Origin of the sequence: Neisseria sp. HMSC31F04 (genome assembly GCF_001807735.1) — a bacterium.
GTDB classification, from domain to species: Bacteria; Pseudomonadota; Gammaproteobacteria; order Burkholderiales; family Neisseriaceae; genus Neisseria; species Neisseria elongata.
This window is the reverse complement of sequence record NZ_KV790789.1, coordinates 1-662: the sequence shown is the minus strand read 5'-3', so window position 1 is coordinate 662 and position 662 is coordinate 1. Positions and strand designations below refer to the sequence as shown.

The following is a 662-nucleotide window of genomic DNA, read 5'->3' as shown; positions in this document are numbered from 1 at the left end:
ATGGAATTTAGGGCTAATCTACGTCAGCCCCTTATAAAAACGCATAACTAAAATTTCACATATTTACTTTAGTAGGGATTCAAGGATACTCAAATTGACCAATCTCATTATCAGCCTAATCACGACCACGCTTTTTCAGTTGTTCATATTCATTTGGCGTCAAAATCCAAACTTCTCTTACCTGATTCTGATGATTCAAAAAAACACCTACAGGTTGCCCCACATATCCTTGTAATCGATTTTTAGTAATAAACCTATTGTGAGTATCCTTAATCCGAATACTTTCTAAAGCTTCAGTTTCAGTTCTATTGCTTCCAAGTAACCCCAGAGTCAAAATCTGAGTCCAACTCCATCCATCCCCAGCTAATACGATATCTGGATAATTAACTTGTTTCAGTACAGCTAAACGAATATCAGAAGGTAAAACTCGAGCAGCCCAAACCTGAGAACCTATAAATAGCGTCAACCCAAATACCAATAACTTCTTCATATAACACCCATTCATATTTCCTAACATTTAAACTAGTAGTCCATGATAAGCCTAACTCAACGCAAAGTGTAGCATAAATAAACACCTTAACACGACTTAAGGAATCTGACTTTCATGAAATTACCTACATACAAAAATTTTAGGGGCTGACGTAGATTAGCCCTAAATTCCA

1 protein-coding gene is annotated in these 662 nt (G+C 36.1%); it reads right to left on the bottom strand.

The genetic code is table 11. The annotated features are described in order from the left end of the window. Positions 1 to 115: 115 nt before the first annotated feature. Positions 116 to 490 (bottom strand): hypothetical protein, encoded by a 375-nt coding sequence (locus HMPREF3107_RS11370; protein WP_083284612.1) that lies wholly within the window; start codon positions 488 to 490, stop codon positions 116 to 118. Positions 491 to 662: the final 172 nt, after the last annotated feature.

Excerpts from the sequence above, each read along its gene's own strand:
- HMPREF3107_RS11370 (WP_083284612.1), bottom strand. The coding sequence starts at position 490 with ATGAAGAAGTTATTGGTATTTGGGTTGACGCTATTTATAGGTTCTCAG.